This window comes from Burkholderia sp. MSMB1826 (assembly GCF_001526325.1).
Lineage (GTDB): Bacteria > Pseudomonadota > Gammaproteobacteria > Burkholderiales > Burkholderiaceae > Burkholderia.
Window position 1 is genome coordinate 177,273 of sequence record NZ_LOYN01000010.1, and the last position, 23,154, is coordinate 200,426.

The window sequence follows — 23,154 nt, forward strand, 5'->3', positions numbered from 1 at the left end:
TTCGCGTTTATCGCGCGGCGTCGCGCGTCCAGAATCCGTTTCATCCACTCACCATTCGAAGGAAACGGACATGGACTTGCGTCAACTGGGCCGCACCGGCCCGCAGGTATCGGCGATCGGGCTCGGCTGCATGGGGATGTCGGATCTGTACGGGCCGGCCGACCGCGACGAAAGCATCGCGACGCTGCACGCGGCGCTCGACCACGGGATCACGTTGCTCGATACCGGCGACTTTTACGGCATGGGCGACAACGAGATGCTGATCCGCGACGCGCTGCGCGGCCGGGCGCGCGACCAGGTGCTGATCAGCGTGAAATTCGGCGCGCTGCGCGATCCGGCCGGCGGGTTCGTCGGCTACGACGCGCGGCCCGCGGCGATCCGGAACTTCGTCGCGTACTCGCTGAAGCGGCTCGGCACCGACTACCTCGACATCTACCGCCCGGCACGCGTCGATCCGGCGGTGCCCATCGAGGAGACGGTGGGCGCGATCGCCGATCTCGTGAAGGCCGGGTACGTGCGGCATATCGGCCTGTCGGAAGCCGGCGCGGACACGATCCGCCGCGCGGCCGCCGTCGCGCCGATCGCCGATCTGCAGATCGAATACTCGTTGCTGTCGCGCGGGATCGAGGCCGGGATTCTGCCCGTATGCCGCGAGCTCGGCATCGGCGTGACGGCCTATGGCGTGTTGTCGCGCGGGCTGCTGGGTGGGCGCTGGAGCGCGGCGCGGCAGGGCGAGCGCGATTTCCGCGCGGCGAGCCCGCGCTTCCAGGGCGAGAACCTCGCGCACAACCTCGCGCTCGTCGATGCGCTGCGCGCGATCGCCGACGAGAAGGGCAGCAATCCGGCGCAGATCGCCATCGCGTGGGCGCTGTCGCGCGGTGCCGACATCGTGCCGCTGGTCGGCGCGCGCAAGCGCACGCAACTGCAGGACGGTTTGCTGGCGACTGAATTGCAACTAACGGTCAATGATCTCGCTCGCATCGAAGCGGCGGTTCCCGCCGGGGCGGCTGCCGGCGAGCGCTATCCGGCCGCTCAGATGGCTCACCTCGACAGCGAGCAGGGTCGGGGGTGATTCACGGGGCCGGATCGACCGGCCCGAACACCCGTCCGACGGGCCCGAGCCAGCCTCAGGCAAAACCAGATGGCGGGCGGCATGACGGGCAGGCACCATCGGCGCCGTACTCACCGGACGGAATGCCTGCCATGCAAACTCATACGCTGACGATCGTCGTGCTGGTTTTCCTGCTGGCCGGCGCGGTCAAGGGCATGATCGGACTCGGGCTGCCGACGATCGCGATGGGGCTGCTGACGCTCGCGATGCCGCCGTCGGCCGCGGCGAGCCTGCTGCTCGTGCCGTCGTTCGTCACCAACGTGTGGCAGTTGGGGCTCGGCCCGTCGTTCGGCGCGCTGCTGCGCCGGCTGTGGCCGCTGCTCGCGGGCCTGACGGTCGGCACGCTGACGGGTGGGCTGCCGGCGCTCGCGGCCGGCAGCACGTGGACGCATGCGGCGCTCGGCGTGGTGCTGGTGCTTTACGGGCTGTGGGGGCTGGCGGCTGCGCGGCTGCCCGCGCCGGTCCGTCACGAAAAATGGCTGTCGGCCGTGGTCGGCTACCTGACCGGCGTCGTGACGGCCGCGACCGGCGTGTTCGTCGTACCTGCCGTGCCGTACCTGCAGGCGCTGCGGCTGTCGAAGGACGATCTGATCCAGGCGCTCGGGCTGTCGTTCACCGCGTCGACGATCGTGCTCGGCCTGCAGTTGCGCGTGACGGGCGCACTGCAGACGGTCGACCTCGGCGTGTCGGCGCTCGCACTCGTGCCCGCGCTGGCGGGGATGGCCGGCGGGCAATATGCGCGGCGCGTGATGAGCGAGAAGACGTTCAAGCGCTGCTTCTTCGTCGGGCTGATTGCGCTCGGCGCGTATATGGCGGGGGCGGGGTGGAGGTGAACGCGCGTCCGGCCGCCGAATGATCCCGAAGCCGGTTTCGGCAACCGGCTTCGGGGATCGGTCACGGGATCGCGGTCACGCCGCTTACGCCGGATCGGCGTACCTCAGCGTCCATCCGACCGTGCGGGTCGCGCCCGCGCCGAGTGCGAACGGCTTCGTCGTGCAAGCGAAGTTCGAATGCAACTGCCCGATCGGCGTCGTCGACAGCGGATTCGTCGTGCCGTTTGCCGTGTCGAAGGCGGACAGCGTGCAGTTGTCGAACCCGGATGCCGCATAGCCAGTCGCGGCGCTGTTCGCATACGTCACCGACACGCCGTCCCCGTTGGCCTGGGTCGACGCGAAATCCGCGAACGACGTGAAGTCCGTTTCGACCGCGAGGTTGCCCGCGAGCGTGCCCGAACTCAGCGTATCGCTGCGCGAGATCGTGCCGTGCGCGAACGTCAGCACCGTGTGCACCTGCAGGTCGAGATCCGTCGTGTAAGCGGCGTTCTTCGACGCGAGGCGGAACTTCGTCGTATCGAACGACACGATCACCTGGCCGTTGCTTTGCTGCACGTTCAGGTTCTTGTAGTACGTGACGGGAATGTAGGTCTTCGCGTTGTACGTCACCTGCGGGAGCAGCAGCGCATAGCCGAGGTCGGTCGTGCCGTAGATCAGCTTGTCGGAGAACGGCACCGGGTAATACGGTGTATACGAGTTGTAGTCGGGCGCCTGGCTGAGGTTCAGGTTGATCACGCGCCGGCCGTCGCGCACGGTGAGCAGCGCGGCGCTGTACGGATGCGCGGCGTCGCCCGGCTGGTTGTACCAGGTAAGCGTGTAGCGCGGCAGCGCGTCGAGCCACGCGCGGTAGTCCGCATCGGCCATCGGCGCCTGACCGCCGAAGCCGAGCTTGTTCCACCACGCGTTCACGTACAGGTACTGATGCAGCAGGCTGAAGTTCTCGCCCATCACGCGCGGCTTGCCGCGATACGTGTCGGTGCCGCGGCCCTTGACCCACATGTTGACCGACGGCGTCGGCAGCGACGGGTCGTACCAGTACGTGTCGAAACGACGCGCGGCCTGGTAGATGAATGCATACGCAACCTGTTTCTCGCGATCGGTCAGCACGCCGGCATTGGCCGCGGCCGTCAGCACCTCCATGAACGCGGAATCGCCGTACGGGCCGATCGAGCGGCCGTAGTTGAAGCCCTGGCCGTCGGCGTTCAGCTGCGGCAGGATCAGGTCGACCGACTTGCGCAGATAGCCCTTCAGCTCCGGCGTGAGATTCGCTTCGTTGCCCATCTCGAACGTGCGCTCGACCACTTCGCCGATCAGCAGCGTGCTGTAGCGGTCGAAGCGCGCCTGATCGTAGTAGGTCGTGTGCGTGTTCGACGCTTCGTCGGAGAATCCGCCCGACGAGTCGTTGCGGATGTGGTTCGTCAACGTGTACAGCAGTGCGTCGCGCGCGCTCATCGTCGCGACGGTCGGATCGGTCTTCGACGCGAACGTCGGGCTGCTCCAGCCGAGCTTCTGGCGCAGCCCGGCGATGCCGTAGGACACCGCATAGTAGTTCTGCGCGGTGTTGAGCGACGCGATGTCGATCGGCGTGCCGGCGGCCGGGCACGTCGTGGTCTTGCCACTCGCATCGGGGCCGAACATGTCGCAGAAGGTGAGCCGCTGCTGCAGCGTCGCGAGCATCGCATCGCTGAAGACTTCGTTGAGCATCCCGTGCGCCTTCAGGTTGTTCAGCGCGACGAGGTAGTAGTACTCGCCCCACGACGTGTTCGCATACGTGTAGTTGCTGCCCGACTGCGCCATCATCGCGGTCGTGATCGTCTGGTACGTCGCGAGGTAGCTCGCGTATTGCGGGTCGTTCTTCGACTTCATGTCGATCAGGATGTACGACAGGCCGAGCGCGAGCTTGCCGGGCAGGAATTTGTCGCCGGTATTCGTGTCGAGCACGTGGACGGGCGTGCCGTCGCCGAGATCCATCACGACCTGCGTGAAGTCGGGCGATTTCCGGATCAGGTCGAACAGTGCGCGCATCTGCCCCATCATCGTGAGCGGAACGTTCGTGCCGGCCGGCACGCTGGTGTCGGGCGCGCCGTAGACGAGCGCCTGCAGCGAGTTCGCTGCGAGCGCGGGCGGGGTGGACGAAGGGGGCGACGGCGGCGTGTCGGTCACGTCGTTGCCGCCGCATGCGCTGACGAGCACGACGGAAAGGGCGCTGAGCGCGGCGCCGAGCGCGAATCTGCTGCGCTGATGCATGGTGTCTCCGGTTTTGAATAGTGGTGAAGGAACGGGCGCGTGTGGCCGATGCCGCGCTCGATGCCCGTACCCGGCTTCCGCCTTGCAACCCTGTTCCCTGAGGACGGACGGCCTGAATCGCAAATCGAGCGGGCAAGCGTTTCCCCTGCGCGGGCCGAGACCGGCGTCGCACTTTGGTATTGGAAAACGTTTTCCAAATTTAGGCATCGATCTGCGCGATGTCAATCAACTTTCACATCGGAGACGCCGGTAGAAACCCGAATGGCGGGAGCGGAGGCGGCGAAATGGAATGAGGATTACGACGGAATCGTCGGGGCTTTTCTTGACGATCGAGTGTTCGTCGCGCGGGAGGGAGCGGCTTTACAGCGGCGCAAGGGCGCATCGCATGGAAACGGGTTCGCGATGGATGACGAGAGAAAACGTTATCCATAAGAATCGAAATGCATTGAGCCGCCGCTGCCCACCGGCCGCCGCGGCCGCCGCGGGCGACGCCCCCGCTTCGACGAGGTTCAAAGCTGCTTTTCGATCGCCGCCTTGTCGATCACCGACCACACCTGGCGGATCTTGCCTTCGTGAAACTCGTAGAACACGTTCTCGGCGAACGTGACCTTGCGGCCGTCGACGGCGAGCCCCATGAACGTCCCTTTCGGCGAACACGCGAAGCGCAGGCGGCACGCGACGTGCGGCGGGTCGCACGCGAGCAACCGGATCTCGAAACGGAGATCGGGAATGTCGCGGAAGTCCTGTTCCAGCATCGCGCGGTAACCGGCGAGGCCCAGCGGCCGGTCGTTGTGGATCACGTCGTCGGACACGTACTCGCCGAGCGCCGCCCAGTCCTGCCGGTTCAGGCAGTCGATATACGCGCGATAGCGGGTTGCGAGATCGATATCGGTCATGGCGATGTCTCCGTATGTCGATGGGACGAGTCGGGCGCGGCGCGCGTTACGGCGGCGGTGTGTCGCCCGACAGGAACGTGACGAACTCGCGCGTGTACTTCGGCAGCGCATCGAACGACCGCGCGCAGAGCGTCAGTTTCCGATGGCTCCACGGATCGGACAGTTCGACGAGCCGCACGTCCATCGTCTGCATCGCGCGCTCGGCCGCGTGCCGCGACACGATGCCGATGCCCACGCCGCTCGCGATCACGCGGCAGATCGCGTCGAAGCTCTTCAACTGCACGCGATAGCGGATCCGTTTGCCGAGCGCGCGTGCCTGGTCGGCCAGATGCACTTGCAGCGCGCTCCCGTCGGTGAGGCCGATGAAGTCTTCGCCGGCGATGTCGTCGAACGCGACCTTGTCGCGCGACGCGAGCGGATGCGCGGCCGGCACGACGGCGATCAGCCAGTCTTCGCGGAACGGCTTCTGTTCGAGCCCGCCGAGCCCGACCGAATCGGCGACGATGCCGACCTCGGCCGTCTTGTTGCGGATCGCATGCACGATCTCCTGGCTCGAGCGTTCCTCGACGCTGATCGACAGCCTGGGGTGATGCGGCAGGTACTCGGCCAGTGCGTCCGGCAAGTATTCGCTCAGCGACGCGGTGTTGCACAGCAGCCGGATATGGCCGCGCAGCCCCTGGCCGTATTGCTGCAGTTCGCCGCGCATGTGATCGATCTGCTGCAGCACGGTGCGTGCGTGATGTTCGAGCGCGCGGCCCGCATCGGTCGCCTGCGCGCCCGACTTGGTCCGGTGCAGCAGCGGCACGCCGAGTTCGTCCTCCATCCCGCGAATGCGTTCGCTCGCCGCCTGCAGCGTGATGTGCGTGCGTTCGGCGCCGCTCGTGATCGTGCCGGCTTCGCAGATGTTCAGGAAAAGCCGCAGGTCGGTCAGGTCGAAGCGCATGATGGGCGAAGCGATGGAGAGAATGGCCGATAAGTTAGCAGGAACCGCCGTGCCGGTCTCAGGGGCAGCCTGAGACCCGGTTCGCCGCTTCCGCATTTTCGGGGTGCGATCGATGGCCGATGATGGACGCACATCAATCGAGGGAGCCCGTCATGCAGATCGATTCGTCCTGGGGCGTGTCGTTCAAGATCGCGCTGCATCTGGTGTTCCTGTGCATCGGCGTCGCATGGGCCGGCGCGGAATTCGTCGCATGGTTGCGATGAATGGCGTGGCTTGCGCCTATTGAAACATCCTGGCCATAGTTTTCGGCCACGAAAATTCTTCCGTTTTTCTGCGAAAAGACCATCAAGTTTTTCCGGATCGGACCGTATTACCGGTAGCGAATGCCGGCCGGCATCCGGTCCGTGATCGTTTGTCATCATTGTTTGCATCCGGTTACACGTCGGCCGTTCCGTTTTTGAGATGCTTGAAAGATTGTCAAACCGGAGTCGGATCGTCCATGAAAACGCGCGAGATTCACCGCAAGGCGGCGTGGCTGTCGGGCCTGGCCGCCGTGCTCGTGATGGCCGGTTGTGCAAGTCCCCAGTCCGTTCCGCCGAGCGACACGCTGGCGGGACAGCCTTCCGATGCGAGCCCGCCCGTCGCTCCGTCGGCCGCCGCGATGCCGCCTGCGCCGATTCTCGTCGCGCAAAAGTACGTCGTGAAACGCGGCGACACGCTGACGGGCATCGCCTCCGCGAACGATTGCAGCGTGGCCGACTTGCGCACCTGGAACAAGCTGACCGCCAACGGCAGACTGCGCATGGGGCAGGTGCTGCGCATCGTCAAGCAGCAGCCGCTGCCGCCGGCGCGCGCGGCGGACACGCAAGCCGTGGCGAGCAATGGCGCGGTGGGTAACCAGGCCACCGCGCAGGCCAATTCGTCAGCCGCCGCGTCGACCGCGAGCGATCGCGAGGTCGTCAAGGAAACCAGGCGTCATGCGGGCCGCGTCGCGCTCAAGTGGCCCGCGACCGGCAAGATCGTCGACGGGTTCCGGCCCGGGCAGAACCGCGGCATCCAGATCGCCGGCCGGCCGGGCGACCCGGTTCGCGCCGCGGCCGACGGCCGCGTGATGTATGCGGGCACCGGCCTGAACGATTACGGCAGCCTGATCATCGTCCAGCACAACGCCGATTTTCTGACTGCCTATGCGCACAACCGCAAGTTGCTCGTGAAGACCGGCGACATCGTGCATCAGGGCGATGCGATCGCCGAGATGGGCGATCTCGACAACTCGCGCGTCGCGCTGCTGTTCGAGGTGCGACGCGACGGCAAGCCGGTGAATCCGATGCCGTATCTGCCTTCGTCGCAAGGGTGAAGCGCGGCCGTTTCGCTGGAACGCGACGGCCGTCGCTGCTACGCTAGGGAATCCCGCCTTCGCGCGGGGCCGATGGGCGTCTTTCGGGGATGCGCGGCGAATGCCGTCGCGGGCCGCCCGTCGGCGTGAACGGTCGCGCGTCGCCGAGGCGCGGCCGCGTTGCTTCGAGCCATCGTTTCCGACAGAACAGATCTCATTCATGGAACACTCTCCGACACGCCGCTCGCTGTTGCTCGCCGCCGTTGCCGCGCCGTTCGTTGCCGCGTGCACGTCCGCGCCGGTCGCCGACCAGGGGCGCGCCCACACCGCACAAGCCGAACTCGCCGCGCTCGAAAAAGCATCGAACGGGCGGCTCGGCGTCGCCGCGCTCGATACGTCGAACGGCGTGCGCATCGCGCACCATGCGCGCGAGCGCTTCCCGCTGTGCGGCACGTATGCGGTCATGGCGGCCGCCGCGATGCTCGCGCGCGGCTCGCTCGACGCATCGCTGCTGCCGCGCCGCATCCTGTACCGCCGCTATGAAATCGTGTCCGGCTCGCCGATTACGGAAAGCCACGTCGACACCGGCATGACGATCGCGCAGCTGTGCGCGGCGATGCTGCAGTCGGGCGACAAGGGCGCGGGCAACCTGCTGATGGGCGTGCTCGGCGGCCCGCAGGCCGTCACCGCGTTCGCGCGCGAAAGCGGCGACACGACCTTCCGCCTCGATCACTGGGAACCCGAACTGAACCAGGCGACGCCCGGCGACGAGCGCGACACGTCGACGCCGGTCGCGATGGTCGACACGCTGCAGCGGTTGCTGCTCGGCGACGCGCTGCGCGAGCCGCAGCGCGCGCAACTGACGGAATGGATGGTCGGCGGCGCACGCGGGGCGACCGGCATCGCGGCGGGCGTGCCGCCCGGCTGGCGCGTGGCCGACAAGGCCGGCAACGGCGGCTTCGGCACGACGACGGACGTCGCGGTGCTGTGGCCGCCGTCGCGCGCACCGATCGTGATGGCCGTGTCGTTCACGCAGCCGGAGGCTGCCGCCGCCGCGCGCGCGGATGTCGTCGCAGCGGCGGCGCGCATCGCGGCGGGCGCGCTGACCGCGACGGCCTGAGCATTCAGCGTCTCGCGCAAAGCCGGCGTTTGGCTTATCGTGTCGAACAGCGCGCGTCGGCTCGACGCGCGGTCCTTCCGTGCCGTTTCCTCGCCGTTTCCTGTTTCCCGTTCGCCATGCGCCGACTTCCGCCCCTGCACGCGCTGCAGATCTTCTCGACGGTGGCTCGCCACCGCAGCTTCACGCGTGCGGCCGAGCAGCTGTGTCTCACGCAGGGCGCCGTGAGCCGGCAGATCCAGACGCTCGAGGCGCATTACGGTTTTCCGCTGTTCAAGCGGCATGCGAAGGGCCTCACGCTGACGGCCGAGGGCGAGCAGTTGTTGCCGGTGGTCGACGAAAGCTTCGCGCGCATCGAGGACATCTCGATGAAGCTCACGCGGCAACGCACCGATCTCGCGCTGAAGGTGCCGACCTGCGTGATCCGCTGGATGCTGCCGCGCATCATGCGCTTTCAGGGCGAGCATCCCGATCTCCACGTGCAGATCACGACCGCGTGGCAGCACGTCGTCGATTTTTCGAGCGAGCCGTTCGATGCGGCGATCGTCTACGGGACGTCGCCGGGTCCGGGCGTCGTCGCGCTGCCGCTGTTCGACGAACGGCTGACACCCGTATGTGCGCCCGAACTGCGGCAGGCGTCGCCGCTCGACGCAACCGGCGATCTCGCGCGCCATACGCTGCTGCATCCGACGCGCGACCATCGCGACTGGCGCGCATGGCTCGAGCATGCGGGCGAGCGTCGTGTGGATCCCGCGCGCGGGCCGACGTTCGACACGCTCGATCTCGCGACGAACGCGGCGATGCAGGGCTTCGGCGTCGCGATCGGCGACGTGACGCTCGTCGACGACGACGTCAGCGCGCGCCGGCTCGAACGGCCGTTCGACATCGTGCTCGAAACCGGCGCACGCTACTACTTCGTCTATCCGGAGAACCTCGGCAGCCAGCAGAAGATCCGCGCGTTCAGCGACTGGATCGCCTGCCATCGCGACTGACGGGCGATTTCACGGCGCGAACCGGACGCGCGGAACCTCCTGCATGCCGCACCGGCGTCGGGTGTTACTGATACGTGACGACCGCGATCATCGGCGCCAGATCGTTGCCCGGACGGTTCGGTAAAACGATTGCGCGCGAGGCCTGGGTGAAGGTCGTGGTCTTCACGGCCTGCATGCTCGCCGCATCGACGAACGCGATCTGCCCGGTCGCGGGGCGCGGGCAGTCGGCGCGCACGCGCGCGGGCGCGGTGCCGGCCGCGTCGAGCGCGAACGAGCACGGAGGCTCGACGATCATGCCGGTGAAGTAGATGATGCCGGACGTGCCGGCGGCAAATGAAGAGGACGTGGCCAGAAGCGAGGCAGCCAGGGCGAACGAGGCGGCGAACAGGCGATGCTTCATGACAGGCTCCAGAGAAGAAGCGCGTCGCAGCGGGGCCGCTCGAATGGCAGTCCGTCAACGCTGCGGTGCTGAATGCGTAAACGGCAACTTCATCGAACCTCTTGAATGAAAATCCGGAAATAGCGGGAATACGCAAACGACGGCGTATTCCTTCAATCAATTTATCTCAAATTTATGCGGGCGCAAGGGAGGGTATGGCCGGAGGGGTGAAGCTGGGCGGAAGACCGTTGGCAGCATCTGCTGCTGGTTTCGCAGGTGAATCGGATCGAGGCCTACAAGTCGGCGGCCCTACAACCTGTCGTTCGCTTAAAGAAAACGGACGCTGGTCAAGATGAGCGGTCGTTCGAGGATGCGGTGAGGGCAGGTGCCACGTTGGCGCATGGGTGACCACGATGATGCAGGATTTGAGGGCTGACGCTTTACCCGACAGGTGGGCTCGGCCGTCGCGACATGCGCCACGGTGTCTTCGTTGCGGGTGCGGCTGGACCAGCTTCGTGACGCGAGTGCTTCACGATGGCTGGTCGCCGCATGCCTTTCGACGATGCCGCTGCATTTTGCTGCGGGATCGCTAGTCCCGTTATTGATAGCTGAACGTAAAAGTCGCACGCGCGTTCGCTCTACCAGCCGAGACCTTGGCGCCGGTTTGTAGATATCGCGCGCTCAGTGGAATGGTCAGTCCGGCTTGCCCCTGCGCGATCGTGCCCGCGTACCATTGATTGATGTTGCCGACTGCGGCCGAATCCGGCCCGAAACGCAACAGTGCATCACCTTTCAGAATCTGGACACCGATCCCGGACGCTGTCGAATCCTTCGACATGGACAGCGTCGTCGATGTATTGCCTGGTGTGGTCGCGTCGGTGAGCGTCACGTGCGCGTTGGTTGACGTTCCCGCGCTCCCGCCGGAGCAGGTGAGCGAGATGCTGAACATGCGTGGGGGCGTCGTTGTGCCAACTCCTTGAAACGAGTGCATGTGGACCGTACCCATCGGTACGGTGATCAGTGGCGTCGCAACCTTGCAGGTCGGTACCTTTGGCTGAATCAACACGGGCTGCGAAAATCGATAATCGACGAGAAGCTGCCCGTTGGCCGAGTTTACTCGATATTGTGCGTACGAACCACTCAGTACGCCGGCAGCCGTGATATTGCCTGTTTTGACCAGTTCGATCGTCAGAACATAGTTCTGGTCCCACGTGACGTTAGTGGCCGATCCCGAAGCAAAGGGAAGTATCCGATTGCTGGAGAATAACCGCATGCCGATATTCGGAACTGATGTTGGATAAATATTATTTGCCGATGGAGTTCCAACTCCACCTATATGGTTTGCAAACGATTGGTCGCATTTGGCCGACGCTTGACCGCTGGCATTAATGAACGTCGGGGTTCCGCTGGCCCTATATATTACTCCTCCAATCGGAATCGAAGTTGGATCGAAAGGTGGTGGGGCGAATCCAGAAACGTTCGCTATAAAATAGTTTAAGCCATCGGTGGTGTTTGATGTGCAAGCCGCCCACGCAGAATGTGAAATGCTTGTTGAAATCAAAGCCAGCAGAATAGGTAGTCTCATCGGAGTGTTTGTCCTTGTAACCCAGCCAGATCTCGCGTGGGAAGTAAAAAATTCAGATTGGTACGTGGGCGACGTTGTGTTTGAGCGATACGTGGCGATTTTTTGTCTGATTTAATTTTGCGGTTTGATATGATTTGCTATCACTAAGGGGGTATTTGTGATGACGCAATCAATGAGATTTTTAAAAAATGGCAATTAAAATTATTCAAAATTGTTAGGGCTGGTGAAGCGAGGCCGGTGAGAGTGACGGGTTTCAATGTGGAATCCTCAAATAATTCGACCAGAGGGTGGCCGGCGCAATCGCATGCCGTAATTTTCAAACCGGGCACGCGGCCGACTTGCCGGCGCGGCGTCATTGCGCCGCGCCGGCAAGTCGAGATGGGACGACGTTCAGTGCATGGGAAACGCGTGCCGCTGCGCAAGTTCCGTTCACCCGCAGCAGGTCCTGTGACTTGCGCCCTTTCTCGCGCAACGGCAGCGCGTACGCGATACGGCAAATTGAAGAAGCGTCTTCACCCCATTTGACGGTCAGTTCGCCCTTGTTCTGCAATCCGCGCGCAAAGATCTTGCTTGCCTGGCCGACCGAACCGATTTCGGTGCCATGCTCGTCGAGCACCTGCGCGCCGAACGGCAGCGGCGTGCCGTCGGACTGCGACGCGCGAATCAGCGCCGAGCGGCCCGATACCGTTGCAAACTTCAGCAGCGTCACGGACCCGGCACGCGGTGCAATCTGCTGGCTGCTCACCTGCAGCTCGACGTCGGTCGACAAACCCTTCGGATCGATTTCGACGGTGTTCATGCTGTACGGCGTCAGATAAGGCACCACTGCATATCCGCGGCTGTTCACGCGCACGCCCGACGCGTTGATCACGCGTGCACCTTCGGCGTCAGGCGCTTCGATGATGCCGATCGTGTCCGACAGCGGCTGCGATAGCGTCACGCCGCCCGGATGCGCGACCACCGCGCCGCGAATGCCGATCGACCCTTGCGAGTAGCCGGTGCCGGTGCCGACCGCTCCGCTGAATTCGGCATACGGGCTGCGATACAGCGCATTCACGCTTCCGCCGGTGGTGGAACTGCCCATTCCGCCCGACGCAGGGTTCACGGTCACGCCATAGGACAGATTGTTGTCGGTGCCGAGCGAGCCCGACAGCATGGTCTGCGCCTGTGTGCGGCCGCTGGATTCGTGCGAGACGTTCCCGGTCATCGTCATCGGGGTCGCCTTGCCCAGCGGAATCGTCACGCTTGCGTAGTACAGGGTGTCCGCCGTACCGATCGCATTGCGCTGGCGATTGGCCGAAATGCTGTAACCGATGTTCCGGAACGTGTTGTTGTAGCCGATGGTGTAATTGACATCCGATCCGCTGCGGTTCCAGTAATTGACGGTGGACGCCGTCAGGTTCAGTTGCCCCCAACGCTCTCCGAGCCGCTGGCTCATCGTGACCGACGCACGGCTGCGTTGGCGCCACACGTTTTCGATCGACAGGTTTTGCGCGGCCAGATCGCGCGCGCGCATTGCATCGTTCAGCCCGAGGAACCCGCCGGTCGAGTAACGATAGGCGGCGATCGCGACGTTGGTGCCGGTCTGCGCGACGTCCTTCATGTAGCTCAAGCGGAAGCTGGCGCCGCTGAGGCGGCCTTGCCCGTGCAGCGCGGTGCTCGCCTGCGTGACGTCGGCGCCGATCGCGCCGAGCGGCGTATTGAATGCGCCGCCGACCATCGCCGATACATAGCCTGCCGACACCGTGACGCCGCCATAGCCGGTCAGCAGATTCGTCAAGCCGCGTTGCCACGTGCCTTGCGCGAACAGCGGATGAGACGAAAGCTGCGTGTCGCGCAGCGCGCCGACGACGAAGCTGTAGCGGCTGACGCCCGGGCGCAGCGACAACGGCACGGCTGCATACGCGACCGAGAACGAATGCGTGTTGCCGTCCGCCTCCTGGACGGAAACGTCCAGGTCGCCGCCATAGCCTGTCGCGTACAGATCGTTGATCTCGAATGCACCGGGAGCGACACTGGTTTCATAGATGACCATGCCGTTCTGGCGAATCGTGACCTTCGCGTTGCTGTTCGCGACGCCGCGCACGGTCGGTGCGTACCCGCGCAGCGAGTCGGGCAGCATGCGGTCGTCGGACGCCACGCGCATGCCGCGAAACGCGGTGGAGTCGAACAGTTCCCCGGTGGTGTAGGCCTCGCCGAGCGTCAATTGCGACGCTAGCGACGGCAGGTCGCGCTGCACGTAGGTGTTGATGTCCTGATACTGGCGGTTGCCGCGCGAGTCGAACATGAACGACCCGTCGTGGCGGAAGTGCCAGTTCCCGAGGTTCACGCCGCCGTTCACGCCGAGATAACCCTGCGTCTGCGTGCCGTCGCCCTGGCCGCTGTTGTGGGTGCCGTACAGATTGAAGTTGTAGCCCAGCATCGCCGCGTTGATACCCGAATCCCACAGCTCGGGGCTCACGTATCCGCGCGCGTTGCGGGCGAGCGAAACCTGCGGAATGCTCAGGTCGAGACGCTGCTCGCCGAAATCGAAGCGGCTGGTCGCCCCGCCGACCAGTTCGTCGATCGGCAGGCATGCGTCTTCGCCTTCGCCCGAGATCCTGGCGAGCAGTTCCGGAGTCAGCTTCTTCCAGGCGACGCCGACGCGCTCGAGCAGCTTTGCATCGAAACAGGCTTGCGCGTCCATGTTCGTCTCGACGGCCTTGAACGGCACGTCGCCGCGGGCGACGCGGTTCTGGTTGACGTAGATGTCGACGCTGTACGTGCCGGGCAAGACGGTATTGCCTTTTTCGAAGCGGGACACGTCCACGCTCTGGCTTCCGCCTTGGGGGAAGAAGTGCTGGTCGAATTCGACCTGAGCCAACTTCGCCGGCCGAGCGGGCGCGTCGTTGGCCTGCGCGTCCAGCTGATACGTGGCGAACGTCGACAGCAGGAGCGCGCACAGCGGTTTGATGCGGGGCGCTACGCTACAGGCGGCGTGGTTCGACCGTTTCGAAATCATGCATGACACTCCGAGGTGCCCGTCGATACGTATCGCGGGCGATCAGGGCAAAGGGATGCCGCCAGAGGCGTTGTCAGCCTCTGATTGCCGCCTCGTCGGAGGCACGAATTGGGGCAAACCGTGGGATGGGCAGTCGACCGGCGGAAGGCGCGAACGCGCCTCCGGTTACTTCAGCGGGTCGGGTGCCAGGGAACGCGACGGAATCGCGGTGTCGTCAGGGCGTGTTCTTGCCGGACGACACCGGCTGCGTGGCCTTGATGCCGCCGCCCCAGTCGTTGATGCTCGTGTAGTCGACCTCGGCGCCGGGTTCCGCGCCAGCCGTCAGGCCCTGGACCGGAAACAGCGCGGAGTCGCCGGGCTTGATATAACCGGCGCCGGCATCGAGCGCCTTGCCGCCCGACCGAAGCGTGACGCTGCCCAGGTTGACGAAGTACGGCGTCGGATTGGTGGCCTTCAGTGCATAGCCCTTGCCGTCGCGGACCACCTGCCATTTCGTCTGTACGGGTGCTTCGTCCGCCTTGCCCGGCAAGTTTTGCGGACGAAAAAATACCTTGATGCGCGTGCGAAACGCGAGTTGCAATCGACTCGCGTCTTCCGCGTTTTCCGCCTTGGGCGGCACTTCCAGCACGTTCAGCCAGAACATCGTCTCCTTGTCCTGCGCGAGCGGCTCCTTCGTGTAGATCAGCCGCAAGGTCTGGCCGTTGCCGGGATCGAGGCGGAACATGGAAGGTGTCACCGTAAAGGGCGCGTCGATCTTTTCCGGCGATGTGTTCGCGTCGCCCTTGTCGATCCAGGTTTGAACCAGGGCCGGCGTCTGTCCGTCGTTGGTGAGCTTGATCGTGACTTCGCGCTCGTTGGCGGGGAAGATCACGCGCGTGCCGGCGATCACGATGCTTGCGTGCGCATTCGCGGCGAACAGGCTGGCCGCGATGGACGCGGCAGTGAATAGTTTCCGGCAGAGGTATTTCATGTGAATCCCTTCTCCAATTCGATATAGATCGATGCGTTGTCTTGCGAAGCCGACTCGCGAATCCCGGAGACGGCTTGACAAGCCAACGTGGTTCGAACGGCGGCCCTGACTTAGCGACCGCCGAACGCTACGCTTTACTGATAGCTCATCGTGTACTGCACACGCGAATTCGCGGGGCCGGCCTTCAGCGCGGTGCCGAGCGATTCGTACTGCGCGTAGTAGTTCAGCGTGGCGGCGCCGCCCGTGATGTCCACGACCTGGGAGTTCTGGGAGTTGTATGCCGCGCCAGCCGCGATGTGCTGGAACGAATCGTTCAGCAGACCGATTTCCACGCCCTCGGCGCCACCGGCGTCGACCATGAGGCGACCGGTGGCCGTGTTGATCGTCGGACCCGATTCGAAGAAGGTCGCAACCTTGCCGGTATCCGGCTGGTAGTTCGTCAATTTCAGCTGGAACGGCGTGCGGCCGGCCGTCGATCCCGCTGCTTTCAGTGCGTCGGTCGACACGGGCGGCAAGGCCACCGTGAAGTTGTTGGCGCTACCGCCGCCGTTGATCGTGCAGGTCGTCGCGACGATCGAGCCGGTGAAGTCGATCGTGCCGTCGAACGCGTGTGCTGCCGGCGCCATTGCGACGATGCTTGCTGCTGCCAGTGCGGCGGAAATGATGGTTTTGGTCATTCGAATACCTAATTGTTAAATATGCTTAACATAGAGGGAGGTGAAATCGCTCGCTTCGATTCTCTTTATTCCGACCGGGGGAAATTGAGGTCTGCACGAGGCTGAATTCAGGACAATTTATCGAGTGACCCAAGATTTTGGGGAATTTGACGAATTCGAATTCGAATTGATTTTTTGTAGTACAAGTACTAAGAATTTATGCCTCTTTCGGAGGCGAGATGATTGCGCGGAGGTCCGGATCCTTGTGATGCAAGGATCTGGGCGGTTTTGCAAGGGTTTTGCCGTTCGTGGATCAGCACACGCCGTCGTGGTTCGACGAGCGTTTGACGTTCATGTGCATGTCATAATTTCGGCAGATGTTGTCGCTCGAACTGTTCGATTCCGCGACGAATGGTGAATGCCATATTGCGGTATCACGATCGGCGATGTGATGCCCGACGCAGACGGCTTCAATGCAAGCGGGCTTGTAGGGCCGCGATCCCGGACACGAAAGCGCCACTCCGCGGAAAGCGTGCGGAACCCGCGGTGGACGGCGTCCGCGATGGCGTGAAGGGGCGGTCACGATCGCCATCGTCGGCCCATGCTCGTTGCCCGGATGTGGCATCGACGAGTCGGCGCGCCGGCGAATGGCGGTTCGCCAAAGAAAACGGCCGCTCATCGAGATGAGCGGCCGTGTTGTACCGGATTCGCAGATCCGCGATCAACCCGCGCGCTTGCGCACCGCGCCGACGATCACGAGCAGCACGATCGCACCGATGATCGACGCGATCCAGCCGGCGCCCTGGCCCGGCGCATACCAGCCGGCCGCGCGGCCGACATAACCGGCGACGAGCGAGCCGACGACGCCGAGCACGATGGTCATCAGGATGCCCATCTTGTCGTCGCCGGGCTTGAGCGCGCGGGCGAGGAGGCCGACGATGAGCCCGACGACCAGGGTTTCGATGAATTGCAGCATGAACGCCTCCCTATTGCGATTGAGCTGTTGACGAAAGGAAATTGACCCCTGCGGTGCGCACGGGTTCCATGCGGCGGCGAGCCGGCGCGTGGCGTGCGCAGTATCGCATGCTCGCGCGTCCGGCGGATGTCACGTGGCGGACGCGTCGGCCACCGGATCGAGGCGGCGGTAGCCTTCGGTCGCGTTCAGCAGCGTGCGCGTGTAGTCGCGTGCGACCTGTCCGGCGCGAACGTCCTCGATGCGCAGCTGTTCGACGATCTGGCCATGCTGCATCACCGCGACGCGCTGGCACAGGAAGCCGATCACCGCGAGGTTGTGGCTGACGAGGATCATCGTCAGATTGCGCTCGCGATGCAGGCGGCGCAGCAGGTTCAGGATCTCGGCCTGCACGGACACGTCGAGCGCCGACGTCGGTTCGTCGAGCAGCAGCACGCGCGGCTCGACGATCAGCGCGCGTGCGATCGCCACGCGCTGGCGCTGGCCGCCCGACAACTGGTGCGGGTAGCGGAAGCGGAACGCCGGGCCGAGCCCGACCTCGGACAGCGCGCGGGCGATCCGCGCGTCGGCGTCGCCGATCGCATGGATCGACAGCGGCTCGCGCAGCGTCTGGTCCACGGTGAAGCGCGGATGCAGCGACGCGTACGGATCCTGAAACACCATCTGCACGTGGCGGCGGAACGCACGATCGGGCGTGCCGCCCACCGGGCGGCCGTCGATCGACAGGCTGCCGGACGCGAGCGGCGCGAGGCCCGTCAGCGCACGCAGCAGCGTCGACTTGCCGGAACCCGATTCGCCGACGAGCCCGAACACTTCGCCGTCGCGTACCGCGAAGCTCGCGTCGCGCACGGCGTCGACGTGACCCGTGCGGGTCGGGAAACGGATCGATGCGTGATCGACGTCGATCATCGTGAGGCCTCCTGTCGATCGGTGCGTACGGCGGCCGGTGGCGCGGGATCCAGCCATGCCGGGTCGCGCCGCAGCACCGGCAGTTCGTCGGGCGGGTTCGCGAGCGGCGGATGCGCCGCGAGCAGCCCGCGCGTATAGGGATGAGACGCATCGCGCAGGTCGCGCGCGGCGCAGGTTTCGACCACGCGCCCGGCATACATCACCGCGACGCGGTCGCAGAACGACATCACGAGCGGCAGGTCGTGGCTGATGAACATCAGGCCGGTGCCGTGTCGCGCGATCATCGCGTCGAGCACCGCGAGCACTTGCATCGACACCGCAACGTCGAGCGCGGAGGTCGGCTCGTCGGCGATCAGGAGGCGCGGACCGGTCGACACCATCATCGCGATCATCACGCGCTGGCCCATGCCGCCCGACAGCTCGTGCGGATACGCATCGGCGACGCGCGCCGGGTCGCGGATCTGCACGGCAGCGAGCGCGTCGACGATCCGCTCGCGCAGCGCGCGGCCGCGCAAGCCCGGCTCGTGCAGCCGAAACGCTTCGCCCATCTGCTTCGCGACCGTCATGACCGGGTTCAGCGAATATTTCGGGTCCTGCAGGATCATGCCCATCTGGCTGCCGCACAGCCGGCGGCGTTCGCGCGGCGACATCGCGAGCAGGTCGTGGCCCGCGAAGCGCATCGTGTGCGCCGACCAGCGCGCGGCGTCGGGCAGCAGGCCGAGCAGCGCACGGCCCGTCAGCGACTTGCCGGAGCCCGATTCGCCGACGATGCCGAGCCGTTCGCCCGGTGCGAGCGTCAGCGACAGGTCGCGCACGGCGTCGGTGACGCTGCCGTCGTGTCCGCGGAAACCGATCTTCAGCCCGTCGATCTCGCAGAGCGGCGCCGGCGCGGCGGTGGAATTCATCGGCATGTCATGCTCCATGGCGGGGATCGAAGACGTCGCGCAGCCCGTCGCCGAGCAGGTTGAACGCGAGGCTCACGAGCAGGATCGCGATGCCGGGCAGCGTCGCGACCCACCACGCGTCGAGCAGCACGTTGCGGCCCGACGCGACCATGAAGCCCCATTCGGGGCTCGGCGGCTGCGCGCCGAGGCCGAGAAAGCCGAGGCCCGCGACGGTCAGGATGATGCCGGCCATGTCGAGCGTCGCACGCACGATCACCGACGACATGCACAGCGGCATGATGTAGCGCAGCAGGATGCGCGGTCCCGACGCGCCTTGCAGCCGCGCCGCATGGATGTAGTCGGCCTGCGCGATGCGGATCGTCTCCGCGCGCGCGAGCCGCGCATACGCGGGCCATGCGGTGATCGAGATCGCGACGACCGCGTTGATCACGCCGGGGCCGAGCGCGGCCGCGAATGCGAGCGCGAGCACGATCTTCGGGAACGCGAGCGCGATGTCGGTGATGCGCATCAGCACGCTGTCGACGAAGCCGCCGCAATAGCCGGCCGTCGTGCCGATCAGCAGACCGATCGGCACGACGATCACGACGACGAGCAGCGCGATGCCGAGCGTCAGGCGCGACCCCGCGATCAGCCGCGAAAGGATGTCGCGGCCGAGCTGGTCGGTGCCGAACCAGTGCGACGGCGAGCCGGGCGGCAGCAGCCGGTCGGCCAGCACCTGGCGCAGCGGATCGTGCGGCATGATCAGCGGGCCGACGATCGCGACCGCGATCAGCGCGGCCAGGATCGCGAGCCCGAACAGGTTGAGCGGATTCGCGGCGAAGCGGCGCCAGCGGCGGTACGCGAGGCCGAACGCGGCCTGCGAGCGCGACGCGGGCGCATCGGAAAGAAGCCACGCGCGCAGCGTGAGACGCTCGGCATTCATGATCGGGCGGCCTTCGGGGTGGACGGGGAAAGAAGCGGGGCGGAAGCGGTCATGTCGAAGCGGCCCTCAGCGCGCACGCGGATCGAACACGCGGTACAGCGCGTCGGTCAGCAGGTTGACGGTGATGAACATCGCGCCGATCACGAGCGTCGCGCCGAGCACCGCGTTCATGTCGGCGTTCAGCAGCGCGCCGGTCAGGTACGAGCCGAGCCCCGGCCACGCGAACACGATTTCGGTCAGCACCGAGCCTTCGAGCAGGTTGCTGTACGTGAGCGCGATCACGGTGAGCAGCGGCACCGCGATGTTGCCGAACGCGTGCCGCCAGATCACGCGCCGCTCGGACAGGCCCTTCGCGCGCGCGGTGACGATGTATTCCTGGCTCAGCTGGTCGAGCATGAACGAGCGCGTCATGCGGCTGAGATACGCGACCGAGTAGTAGCCGAGGATCGCGGCCGGCAGCGCGATGTGCGACACCGCGTTGCGCAATACGTCCCACTCGCCGGCGAGCGCCGCATCGAGCAGCAGGCTGCCGGTGCGCGGGTCGACCATCCCGTCGTACACGGGATCGAGCCGGCCGGGGCCGCCGACCCAGTGCAACCGCGCATAGAACAGCAGCAGCCCCATCAGCCCGAGCCAGAATACCGGCACCGAGTTGCCGATCAGCCCGACGAAGCGCGCGATGTGATCGATCGGCCGGTTGTGCTTCACGGCGGCCGCGACGCCGAGCGGCACGCCGATCGCGATGCCGATCAACGTCGCGATCGTCGCGAGTTCGAGCGTGGCCGGGAACACGCGCCGGATGTCGTCGAGCACCGGGTTCGCGGTCAGCAGCGACACGCCGAGGTTGCCGTGCAGTACGTCGCGCGCATAGATCAGGAATTGCGTGACGAGCGGCTTGTCGAGCCCGAGCGCGATGCGCTCGGCCGCATAGGCGTCGGCCGATGCGCGATCGCCGAGAATCGCGAGCACGGGATCGATCGGCACCTTGCGGCCGATCACGAACGTCAGCGCGAGCAGCCCCGCGAACGTGACGGCGAGCGTGAGCGCCCAGCGCAGCACGCGCAGGGCCCAGCGCACGGCCGGGCGCCGCGCGGGCAGCGTGCGCAGGGCTTCGAGGGAGGAGGCGGGAGTCGACATGCGGCGAATCTTATTGCTTCTTCAGGTTGCGGTACGACACGAGATCGTTGATCGGCCCGACTTCGAGCCCGCTCACCCCGGGCCGCGTCGCGACCTGCGCGACTTTCTCGAACATGATCACGAACGGCGAGCGCGCGAGCACTTCCTTCTGCATCGTCTGATACAGCTGCGCGCGTTTCGCGGCGGTCGGCTCGGCGAGCGCGGCGTCGGTTTCCTTCGTCAGTTGCGGGATGTCCCAGCTGTTGCGCCAGGCCAGCATTTTATAGCTCGACTTGTCGGAGTTGTCCGGATTCCACGCAAAACCTTGCGCGTTGCTGTGCGGGTCGATGTAGTCCGCCGACCATTCGCCGATGTAGATGTCGTGCTGGCGCGCGCGGTATTTCGCGAGCGTCTGCTTGTTGTCGCCGGGGATCAGCTGAACCTTGACGCCCGCCTGCGCGAAGTTCGCCTGCACGGCCTGCGCGATCTCCGTGTACGGATAGTCGTTGCGCACGTCCATCGTCACCGAGAAGCCGCCGGGCACGCCGGCCTTCGCGAGCAGCGCCTTCGCCTTCGCGACGTCGAGCTTGTACGGGTTCGTGTTCAGCGTGCCGAGGAAGCCTTCTGGCAAGAAGGTCTGGTGCACCTTGTAGGTCGTCTTCACGACGTTGCTCTGGATGCCCGCATAGTCGACGAGCCATTTCAGCGCTTCCTGCACGTCGGGTTTCGCGAGCGTCGGGTTCTTCGTGTTCAGGCCGAGATACAGCAGCGTCGCCTGCGGCGATGCCGCCACCTTCGCCTTGCCGGACTTCACCACCGACGCGAGATCGTCGGGGCTCAGGTCGCGCGCCGCGTCGACGTCGCCGTTTTCCAGCAGCAGGCGCTGGCTCGCGGCTTCGGGCACGTGGCGCAGCACGATGCGCTTCATCGCGAGCGGCAGCCGGTAGCCGTCGAAGCGTTGCAGCACGAGGCTGTCGCCGGCTGTCCACTTGACCAACCTGTATGCGCCGGAGCCGGCTTCGTTGGTCTTCAGCCACGCGTTGCCGAAATCGTTGCCCTGCTGATGCGACAGCAGCAGCTTCTTGTCGAGCACCGATGCGGGCCACGAGCCGAGCACGTTCAGCACGAAGGTCGGCGCGTACTTGCGGTCGGTCGTGATCGACACCGTCGCGTCGTCGAGCTTCTTCACGTTCGCGGCGACGTTCGCCTTCGTGAGGCCGATGCCGGTCAGCACGGCGGCCGGCCCCTTGTCGAGCAGCACCGCGCGCTGGATCGACCACGCGACGTCGTCGGCCGTCAGCGAGTTGCCCGAGTGGAACTTGAGGCCGGTGCGCAGCTTGAACGTATAGGTCAGGCCGTCGGCGCTCACCGTCCACGACTGCGCGACGTCGCCGTTGAATTTCGACGGATCGCGCAGGTCGACGCGCACGAGCCGGTCGTACGTGTTCGCGACGTATTCCTCCGGCACCAGCTCGTAGATCTCGCCCGGGTCGAGCGTCGTGAATTCGTCGAGCAGCGTCGCCATCACGAACAAGTCCTTCGGCGTTTCCGCATGGGCGGCGGAAAGCGGAACGGCGGCGAATGCGGACGCGGCGGCCAGCGCCGCGACGAGCCGGGATGTCGGGAATTTCATGTGCGCTCCATCGGTCGTTGAAGTCGTTGAACGTGAACGGAAAAGGGGGACGTGCTTCGTCGTTACATCAGGCGCCACGGGCCGCTCGCCGCGTTGTCGATCTGCGGCAACGCGCGAGAGCCGGGCAGTTCGTAGTGCCACCATTCGCTGTCGATGTGCGCGAAGCCGGCCGCGTGCATCACGCCGAGCAGCAGCAGGCGGTTGCGTTGCACCTGCTCGGGCAGTCCCGCGTGAAAGTGGCCCGATGCGGCGACCATCTCGTCGAAGCCGGTGCCCATGTCGAGCGGCGCGCCGTTCGCGCCGACGAGCGTCAGGTCGAGCGCGGTGCCGCGGCTGTGATTCGAGCCGCGGCCGAGATCGGCGACGAAGTTCGGATCGGGCAGGAAATCCCACAGGACTTGCTGCGCCTGCGGCGGCCGGTAGGCGTCGTAGATGCGCAGCATGAAGCCGGCCTGCGCGGCGACGTCGACCGCGCGGCGCAATGCGGCTTCCGCCGGCTCGAGCAGCAGACAGTGCGCGTTGCGGTAGATCGGCTTGCCGGTCAGATTGCGCTCGGTCGCATAGACGAGATCGATATCGACGCGATGCGTGGCGGGCGTGATTTCGACGAGACGGTGATCGTTCATCGGC

At 65.5% G+C, this 23,154-nt stretch carries 21 protein-coding genes; 6 read left to right on the top strand and 15 right to left on the bottom strand.

Annotated features, from left to right (window positions below; all coding sequences use genetic code 11):
* Positions 1–70 precede the first annotated feature (70 nt).
* Together WS95_RS02855 and WS95_RS02860 are read left to right on the top strand one after the other, a co-directional pair.
* Entirely contained in the window at positions 71–1,072 is a 1,002-nt protein-coding gene (locus WS95_RS02855) for an aldo/keto reductase (protein WP_034204647.1), read from the top strand.
* Positions 1,073–1,203: 131 nt separating this feature from the next.
* A complete protein-coding gene (locus WS95_RS02860; RefSeq protein WP_059822174.1) occupies positions 1,204–1,944 on the top strand; it encodes a sulfite exporter TauE/SafE family protein in 741 nt (246 codons plus the stop codon).
* Positions 1,945–2,028: 84 nt separating this feature from the next.
* Here WS95_RS02860 and WS95_RS02865 read toward each other — a convergent pair whose 3' ends face one another.
* Positions 2,029–4,191, bottom strand: a complete 2,163-nt coding sequence (locus WS95_RS02865) for a hypothetical protein (protein ID WP_059822176.1) — start codon at positions 4,189–4,191, stop codon at positions 2,029–2,031.
* Positions 4,192–4,230: 39 nt separating this feature from the next.
* On the opposite strand from WS95_RS02865, the gene WS95_RS34605 reads away from it, so the two are divergent.
* Complete coding sequence (locus WS95_RS34605; RefSeq protein ID WP_156444424.1) at positions 4,231–4,623, top strand: hypothetical protein; 393 nt, start codon at positions 4,231–4,233, stop codon at positions 4,621–4,623.
* A gap of 77 nt (positions 4,624–4,700) precedes the next feature.
* On the opposite strand, the gene WS95_RS02870 is transcribed toward WS95_RS34605, so the two are convergent.
* Together WS95_RS02870 and WS95_RS02875 are read right to left on the bottom strand one after the other, a co-directional pair.
* The gene (locus WS95_RS02870; RefSeq protein ID WP_034204650.1) at positions 4,701–5,087 is read right to left on the bottom strand and encodes an ester cyclase; all 387 of its coding nucleotides are present in this window, start codon (positions 5,085–5,087) and stop codon (positions 4,701–4,703) included.
* A gap of 46 nt (positions 5,088–5,133) precedes the next feature.
* On the bottom strand, positions 5,134–6,030 hold the full coding sequence (locus WS95_RS02875; RefSeq protein ID WP_059822178.1) for a LysR substrate-binding domain-containing protein: 897 nt from the start codon (positions 6,028–6,030) through the stop codon (positions 5,134–5,136).
* A 499-nt stretch (positions 6,031–6,529) separates the two neighbouring features.
* Here WS95_RS02875 and WS95_RS02880 point away from each other — a divergent pair, with 499 nt between their 5' ends.
* The 3 genes from WS95_RS02880 (at position 6,530) to WS95_RS02890 (ending at position 9,475) form a co-directional block, all read left to right on the top strand.
* Positions 6,530–7,387, top strand: a complete 858-nt coding sequence (locus tag WS95_RS02880; protein ID WP_059822180.1) for a peptidoglycan DD-metalloendopeptidase family protein — start codon at positions 6,530–6,532, stop codon at positions 7,385–7,387.
* Positions 7,388–7,586: 199 nt separating this feature from the next.
* A complete protein-coding gene (gene bla, locus WS95_RS02885) occupies positions 7,587–8,486 on the top strand; it encodes a class A beta-lactamase (protein WP_059822181.1) in 900 nt (299 codons plus the stop codon).
* 116 nt (positions 8,487–8,602) lie between these two features.
* On the top strand, positions 8,603–9,475 hold the full coding sequence (locus tag WS95_RS02890; RefSeq protein WP_059822183.1) for a LysR substrate-binding domain-containing protein: 873 nt from the start codon (positions 8,603–8,605) through the stop codon (positions 9,473–9,475).
* A 64-nt stretch (positions 9,476–9,539) separates the two neighbouring features.
* Here the strand turns inward: WS95_RS02890 and WS95_RS02895 are convergent, their stop codons facing one another.
* From WS95_RS02895 to ddpX, 12 genes are all read right to left on the bottom strand, one after another.
* On the bottom strand, positions 9,540–9,875 hold the full coding sequence (locus WS95_RS02895; protein ID WP_059822185.1) for a hypothetical protein: 336 nt from the start codon (positions 9,873–9,875) through the stop codon (positions 9,540–9,542).
* A gap of 577 nt (positions 9,876–10,452) precedes the next feature.
* A complete protein-coding gene (locus WS95_RS02900) occupies positions 10,453–11,439 on the bottom strand; it encodes a fimbrial protein (protein ID WP_059822187.1) in 987 nt (328 codons plus the stop codon).
* 352 nt (positions 11,440–11,791) lie between these two features.
* The gene (locus WS95_RS02905; protein ID WP_059822189.1) at positions 11,792–14,440 is read right to left on the bottom strand and encodes a fimbria/pilus outer membrane usher protein; all 2,649 of its coding nucleotides are present in this window, start codon (positions 14,438–14,440) and stop codon (positions 11,792–11,794) included.
* Between the two features lie 214 nt (positions 14,441–14,654).
* Positions 14,655–15,410 (bottom strand): fimbrial biogenesis chaperone, encoded by a 756-nt coding sequence (locus WS95_RS02910; RefSeq protein ID WP_059783158.1) that lies wholly within the window; start codon positions 15,408–15,410, stop codon positions 14,655–14,657.
* Between the two features lie 134 nt (positions 15,411–15,544).
* Complete coding sequence (locus WS95_RS02915) at positions 15,545–16,087, bottom strand: fimbrial protein (RefSeq protein ID WP_059822191.1); 543 nt, start codon at positions 16,085–16,087, stop codon at positions 15,545–15,547.
* 700 nt (positions 16,088–16,787) lie between these two features.
* Positions 16,788–17,042 (bottom strand): GlsB/YeaQ/YmgE family stress response membrane protein, encoded by a 255-nt coding sequence (locus tag WS95_RS02920; RefSeq protein WP_034204657.1) that lies wholly within the window; start codon positions 17,040–17,042, stop codon positions 16,788–16,790.
* A gap of 129 nt (positions 17,043–17,171) precedes the next feature.
* Complete coding sequence (locus tag WS95_RS02925; protein ID WP_034204658.1) at positions 17,172–17,948, bottom strand: ABC transporter ATP-binding protein; 777 nt, start codon at positions 17,946–17,948, stop codon at positions 17,172–17,174.
* On the bottom strand, positions 17,945–18,859 hold the full coding sequence (locus tag WS95_RS02930; protein WP_059822193.1) for an ABC transporter ATP-binding protein: 915 nt from the start codon (positions 18,857–18,859) through the stop codon (positions 17,945–17,947). The genes WS95_RS02925 and WS95_RS02930 overlap by 4 nt, the downstream gene beginning before the upstream one ends.
* Position 18,860: 1 nt before the next feature.
* Positions 18,861–19,775: a nickel transporter permease gene (gene nikC, locus WS95_RS02935; RefSeq protein ID WP_034204660.1), complete on the bottom strand. Its 915-nt coding sequence runs from the start codon at positions 19,773–19,775 to the stop codon at positions 18,861–18,863.
* Positions 19,776–19,841: 66 nt separating this feature from the next.
* Entirely contained in the window at positions 19,842–20,912 is a 1,071-nt protein-coding gene (locus WS95_RS02940) for an ABC transporter permease (protein WP_034204661.1), read from the bottom strand.
* 10 nt (positions 20,913–20,922) lie between these two features.
* Positions 20,923–22,524, bottom strand: coding sequence for an ABC transporter substrate-binding protein (locus WS95_RS02945; RefSeq protein WP_059822195.1), 1,602 nt, complete (start codon positions 22,522–22,524; stop codon positions 20,923–20,925).
* Positions 22,525–22,586: 62 nt separating this feature from the next.
* On the bottom strand, positions 22,587–23,150 hold the full coding sequence (gene ddpX, locus WS95_RS02950; RefSeq protein WP_059822774.1) for a D-alanyl-D-alanine dipeptidase: 564 nt from the start codon (positions 23,148–23,150) through the stop codon (positions 22,587–22,589).
* Positions 23,151–23,154 lie beyond the last annotated feature (4 nt).

Coding starts and splice junctions, on each gene's coding strand:
- WS95_RS02905 (WP_059822189.1), bottom strand. CDS start 14,440: ATGATTTCGAAACGGTCGAACCACGCCGCCTGTAGCGTAGCGCCCCGC.
- WS95_RS02890 (WP_059822183.1), top strand. CDS start 8,603: ATGCGCCGACTTCCGCCCCTGCACGCGCTGCAGATCTTCTCGACGGTG.
- WS95_RS02900 (WP_059822187.1), bottom strand. CDS start 11,439: ATGAGACTACCTATTCTGCTGGCTTTGATTTCAACAAGCATTTCACAT.
- WS95_RS02895 (WP_059822185.1), bottom strand. CDS start 9,875: ATGAAGCATCGCCTGTTCGCCGCCTCGTTCGCCCTGGCTGCCTCGCTT.
- WS95_RS02865 (WP_059822176.1), bottom strand. CDS start 4,191: ATGCATCAGCGCAGCAGATTCGCGCTCGGCGCCGCGCTCAGCGCCCTT.
- WS95_RS02945 (WP_059822195.1), bottom strand. CDS start 22,524: ATGAAATTCCCGACATCCCGGCTCGTCGCGGCGCTGGCCGCCGCGTCC.
- WS95_RS02855 (WP_034204647.1), top strand. CDS start 71: ATGGACTTGCGTCAACTGGGCCGCACCGGCCCGCAGGTATCGGCGATC.
- nikC (WP_034204660.1), bottom strand. CDS start 19,775: ATGAATGCCGAGCGTCTCACGCTGCGCGCGTGGCTTCTTTCCGATGCG.
- WS95_RS02920 (WP_034204657.1), bottom strand. CDS start 17,042: ATGCTGCAATTCATCGAAACCCTGGTCGTCGGGCTCATCGTCGGCCTC.
- WS95_RS02880 (WP_059822180.1), top strand. CDS start 6,530: ATGAAAACGCGCGAGATTCACCGCAAGGCGGCGTGGCTGTCGGGCCTG.
- WS95_RS02870 (WP_034204650.1), bottom strand. CDS start 5,087: ATGACCGATATCGATCTCGCAACCCGCTATCGCGCGTATATCGACTGC.
- WS95_RS02925 (WP_034204658.1), bottom strand. CDS start 17,948: ATGATCGACGTCGATCACGCATCGATCCGTTTCCCGACCCGCACGGGT.
- WS95_RS02915 (WP_059822191.1), bottom strand. CDS start 16,087: ATGACCAAAACCATCATTTCCGCCGCACTGGCAGCAGCAAGCATCGTC.
- bla (WP_059822181.1), top strand. CDS start 7,587: ATGGAACACTCTCCGACACGCCGCTCGCTGTTGCTCGCCGCCGTTGCC.
- WS95_RS02930 (WP_059822193.1), bottom strand. CDS start 18,859: ATGCCGATGAATTCCACCGCCGCGCCGGCGCCGCTCTGCGAGATCGAC.
- ddpX (WP_059822774.1), bottom strand. CDS start 23,150: ATGAACGATCACCGTCTCGTCGAAATCACGCCCGCCACGCATCGCGTC.
- WS95_RS02875 (WP_059822178.1), bottom strand. CDS start 6,030: ATGCGCTTCGACCTGACCGACCTGCGGCTTTTCCTGAACATCTGCGAA.
- WS95_RS02860 (WP_059822174.1), top strand. CDS start 1,204: ATGCAAACTCATACGCTGACGATCGTCGTGCTGGTTTTCCTGCTGGCC.
- WS95_RS02940 (WP_034204661.1), bottom strand. CDS start 20,912: ATGTCGACTCCCGCCTCCTCCCTCGAAGCCCTGCGCACGCTGCCCGCG.
- WS95_RS02910 (WP_059783158.1), bottom strand. CDS start 15,410: ATGAAATACCTCTGCCGGAAACTATTCACTGCCGCGTCCATCGCGGCC.